The sequence below is a fragment of the Pseudomonas sp. REP124 genome (assembly GCF_020164475.1).
Lineage (GTDB): Bacteria > Pseudomonadota > Gammaproteobacteria > Pseudomonadales > Pseudomonadaceae > Aquipseudomonas.
Genome location: NZ_JAIQWX010000252.1, coordinates 1 through 4,381 on the forward strand (window position 1 = coordinate 1; position 4,381 = coordinate 4,381).

The window sequence follows — 4,381 nt, forward strand, 5'->3', positions numbered from 1 at the left end:
GAGGCTTGCCCGCGAAGAGGCCAGCACAAACACCGCAAATCTCTTAGACCACCGCAGCCCGACGCTGCACAAAGCGGTCGACATACTCATCCGCCGGCGAATGCAGGATCTCTCGCGGCGTGCCGACCTGGATCAGGCGGCCGTCCTTGAGGATCGCGATGCGGTTGCCGATGCGCACGGCCTCGTCGAGGTCGTGGGTGATGAAGACGATGGTCTTGTGCAGGGTCTTTTGCAGCTCCAGCAACTGGTCCTGCATCTCGGCGCGGATCAGCGGGTCGAGGGCACTGAAGGCTTCGTCCATCAGGATGATGTCGGTGTCCGCCGCCAATGCACGGGCCAGGCCCACACGCTGACGCATGCCGCCGGAGAGCTGGTGCGGGTATTTGTTTTCGTAGCCCTTGAGGCCCACGGTGTTGATCCAGTGCAGCGCACGCTCGTTGCACATGGCTTTGCTTTCGCCACGGATTTTCAGGCCATAGGCGACGTTGTCCAGCACGCTCTTGTGCGGCAACAGGCCGAAGCTCTGGAACACCATGCTGATCTTGCGACGGCGGAATTCGCGCAGGGCTTCCATGTCGTATTGCAGGATGTCCACGCCGTCCACCAGGATCGCGCCGCTGGTCGGGTCGATCAGGCGGTTGAAGTGGCGCACCAGGGTGGATTTGCCGGAGCCGGACAGGCCCATGATCACGAAGATCTCGCCGCTGCCGATGCTCAGCGACAGGTCATTCACGCCGACCACGCAGCCAGTCTCGGACAGCACCTGATCCTTGGTCTTGCCCTGGCCCACCAGGGCCAGCGCGTCCTTGGAACGGTTGCCGAAAATCTTGAAGACGTTTTTGACTTCAATCTTGCTTACGGTTGCGTTGTTCATTTGCTCACCTCATGCCGTGCGCGACCGTACGCCTGTGTAATGCGGTCGATCACCACTGCCAGAATCACGATCGCCAGACCCGCTTCCAGGCCACGACCGACGTTGAGGGTCTGAATCCCTACCAGTACGTCTTCACCCAGGCCACGGGCACCGATCATCGAGGCGATCACCACCATCGACAGGGCCATCATGGTGGTCTGGTTGATCCCGGCCATGATGCTCGGCAGGGCCAGCGGCAGTTGCACGCCGAACAGTTGCTGCCAGCGGTTGGCACCGAAAGCGTTGATCGCTTCCATCACTTCACCGTCGACCTGGCGAATGCCCAGATCGGTCAGGCGGATCAGCGGCGGCGCGGCGTAGATCACGGTGGCGAAAATCGCCGGGACCTTGCCCAGGCCGAACAGCATCAGTACCGGGATCAGGTACACGAAGCTCGGCATGGTCTGCATGATGTCCAGTAACGGCATCAGCACCGAACGCAGGCGATTGCTGCGTGCCGAGAGGATGCCCAGCGGAATGCCGATCAGTACCGAGATGATCGTCGCCACCATCATCAGCGCCAGCGTCTGCATCAGCTTGTCCCACAAGCCAACCGCACCCACCAGGAACAGCAGACCGACGATGACCGCGGTGGTCACCACTTTGCGAGTCGCGTGCCAGGCAACGCCCGCCACGATGGCCAGCATCAGCCACCAGGGCGCCGCGCGCAGCAGGCTTTCGAGATTGACGATGGCCCACAACAGGGTGTCGGAGATGTGACGGAACACGTCGCCGTAGTTGGTGACCAGCGAATCGACCCAACCGTTGACCCAGTCGGCGATGGAAAAGGTAAAGCTTTCGGGAAACATAAAGAGACTCTCAATCAAGGGGTTGCGATCAAGCATCCGGCTGCCGCCCGCGACAGCCGGAGAAGCTCAACCTACAAGGCCGCGTCGATCTTCTTCGCTGCGTCTTCGCTCACCCACTGGTGCCAGACTTCAGGATGTTCCTTGAGGAAGATTTTCGCCAGTTTCGGCGACTCGATTCGTTCCTTGGTCATGCGTCCCAGGTTCTGGTTCAGCAGGTCGATCGGCAGGTTGACCTTTTCCAGCACAGCAACCAGTTCAGGCGCTTCGTCGTGGAAGGTTTTGGACAGGCCGACCTTGATGGTCACGGTCTTGTCCACGCCAGGTTTTTCTTCGAGTTTCACCACGTCGACCTGGCCCATTAACGGCGTTGGCGACCAGTAGTAGAACAGGATCGGCTCGCCACGCTTGTAGCTCGACAGCACGGCAGCATCCAGCGCCGGCCCGGTGCCCGGACGGAAGTTGGTATAGGTGCTTTCCAGGCCGTAGCTTTTCAGCATTTCGCTGTTGTCCAGCTCGCAGGTCCAGCCGGCCGGGCAGTTGTAGAAACGGCCCTTGGATGGCTCTTCGGCGTCCTTGAACACTGCAGAGTATTTGGCCAGGTCGGCAATGTTTTTCAGGTCCGGCGCCTTGGCTTCCAGCTTGCGATTGGCGTCGCCTTCGATCACGTAGCGCGGCACGTACCAGCCTTCGATCGCGCCAACGACAGGAGCGCCGACGCCGACGACCTTGCCGGCCTTCTCGGCCTTGTTCCAGACCTCGCTGCGGCCAACCCATTCCTCGGCGAACACCTGAATGTCGTTGCTGCTCAGGGCGTTTTCCATGGTGATGGAGTTGCCCGGCAGGCTGTCGGTCTTGCAGCCGTAACCTTTATCCAGCACGAATTGCATCACGTCGGTCAGCAGCATGCCGCTTTCCCAGTTCAGGCCGGCGAATTTCACCGGCTTGCCCGACTCACACCAGCCCGCTGCCTGAGTGGCGCCGGCGCTGGCCAGCAGGCCCATGGAAAGCAGTGCGGTCAGCAGGGTCTTGTTCGATTTCATTGTTTCGACGCTCCTAATCATGAATTGGCTTGCGGCAGTCAAGAGGCATCCAGCCCTGTCTACGTCCAATCAGGCCTGCGCCGCAGCGCGACCGTTCCCGCTTGTTTTTGGTTTTTCTACGCTGTTCTGCTCGACCGGCAGAATCAGTTGATCGGGTACTGCACCGTGCCATTTTTTGGCGCACACGTAATACAGGGCAGCAGGCAATACCAGACCGATAATCCAGGAAATATCCACGTCACCCAATGCAGCCACCAGGGGACCGGTATAGAACTTGGTGGAGATGAACGGCAACTGCACCAGCACACCGAACACGTAGACGCTGATACCCAGCATGTTCCAGCGGCCGTAGCGACCGTTCGGATCAGCCAGCGCCGGCACGTCGTAGCGTTCGCGGGTAATACAGTAGTAGTCCACCAGGTTGATCGCGCTCCATGGCGTGAAGAACGCCAGCAGGAACAGGATGAACGACTTGAACGCACCGAGGAACGAGTGCTGGCCAACCAAGGCGATCAGGGTTGCGGCACCGACGATGGCCAGTACGAACACCAGACGCTGCATGCGCGACACTTCCAGACGGCCACGGAAGCCGCTGATGATGGTCGCGATGCACATGAAGCTGCCGTAGGAGTTCAAGGTGGAAATGGTCACCTTGCCGAACGCGATGCTGAAGTACAGCAGCGCGGCGGTGGCACCACTGCCGGCGAAACCGACGATGTAAGCCACTTCATGACCGGCGTATTGGCCGTTGGCGGAAGCTGCGGCGAACACGCCGAGAATCATCGCCACCTGTGCGCCGATCACCGAACCTGCGCCCGCGGCGAAAAAGGTTTTCACCGAGGAGGTCTTGCTCGGCAAGTAACGCGAGTAGTCCGCCACGTAAGGGCCGAAAGCGATCTGCCAGGAGGCCGCGAGCGACACCGCCAGCAGGAAGCTGCTCCAGCTGAAATGGCGAATTTCCATCAGTGCGCCGACATCCGTCTGGCTAATCAGGCGACTGAACAGGTAAACGAAAGCAATGATGCCGATGATGCTGGCGACACGGCCGATGAAGTGGATCACCCGGTAACCCAGCACCGTCACCAGCACGATGACGCTGGCGAAAATCAGGATGCCGATGGTGTCACTGACGCCGAACAACTGGCCCAAGGCCTGGCCGGACAGCACAGTACCGGTGGCGGTGAAGCCAAGGTACATCAGGCACACCAGCACGATCGGGATCGCCGCGCCGTAAACCCCGAACTGCACGCGGCTGGAGATCATCTGCGGCAGGCCAAGCTTCGGCCCTTGCGCCGCGTGCAACGCCATGACGCCACCGCCCAGCAGTTGACCGATCAACAGACCGATCAACGACCAGAACACGTCCCCGCCGAGCACCACGGCCAAGGCACCGGTCACGATCGCGGTGATTTGCAGGTTGGCACCCATCCACAGGGTGAACTGGCTGAACAGACGACCGTGTCTTTCCGCTTCCGGGATGTAGTCGATCGAGCGTTTCTCGATCAACGGTTTGTTGCCTGCACGTTCGTCTTGGACAGCCATGATTCAACCTCTATGGATTGTTATTGTGGGTTGGGTGATCTCCTGTAGGAGCGAGGCTTGCCCGCGAAGGCGTCGTT

At 60.3% G+C, this 4,381-nt stretch carries 4 protein-coding genes; all 4 read right to left on the reverse strand.

Annotated features, from left to right (window positions below):
• Positions 1-43: 43 nt before the first annotated feature.
• The 4 genes from K9857_RS29715 to K9857_RS29730 all read right to left on the reverse strand — a co-directional run bounded on the left by K9857_RS29715 (position 44) and on the right by K9857_RS29730 (position 4,304).
• Positions 44-874, reverse strand: coding sequence for a glycine betaine/L-proline ABC transporter ATP-binding protein (locus tag K9857_RS29715; protein ID WP_224542049.1), 831 nt, complete (start codon positions 872-874; stop codon positions 44-46).
• The gene (locus K9857_RS29720; RefSeq protein WP_103396924.1) at positions 871-1,722 is read right to left on the reverse strand and encodes an ABC transporter permease; all 852 of its coding nucleotides are present in this window, start codon (positions 1,720-1,722) and stop codon (positions 871-873) included. The genes K9857_RS29715 and K9857_RS29720 overlap by 4 nt, the downstream gene beginning before the upstream one ends.
• 71 nt (positions 1,723-1,793) lie before the next feature.
• Complete coding sequence (locus K9857_RS29725; protein ID WP_224542051.1) at positions 1,794-2,762, reverse strand: ABC transporter substrate-binding protein; 969 nt, start codon at positions 2,760-2,762, stop codon at positions 1,794-1,796.
• A 69-nt stretch (positions 2,763-2,831) separates the two neighbouring features.
• Positions 2,832-4,304 carry a purine-cytosine permease family protein gene (locus tag K9857_RS29730; RefSeq protein WP_224542053.1) on the reverse strand — a complete coding sequence of 491 codons (1,473 nt, stop codon included), beginning with the start codon at positions 4,302-4,304 and terminating at the stop codon, positions 2,832-2,834.
• Positions 4,305-4,381 lie beyond the last annotated feature (77 nt).

Bases quoted from the DNA above. Each gene is read 5' to 3' on its own strand.
- K9857_RS29715 (WP_224542049.1), bottom strand. From the start codon at position 874: ATGAACAACGCAACCGTAAGCAAGATTGAAGTCAAAAACGTCTTCAAG.
- K9857_RS29725 (WP_224542051.1), bottom strand. From the start codon at position 2,762: ATGAAATCGAACAAGACCCTGCTGACCGCACTGCTTTCCATGGGCCTG.
- K9857_RS29720 (WP_103396924.1), bottom strand. From the start codon at position 1,722: ATGTTTCCCGAAAGCTTTACCTTTTCCATCGCCGACTGGGTCAACGGT.
- K9857_RS29730 (WP_224542053.1), bottom strand. From the start codon at position 4,304: ATGGCTGTCCAAGACGAACGTGCAGGCAACAAACCGTTGATCGAGAAA.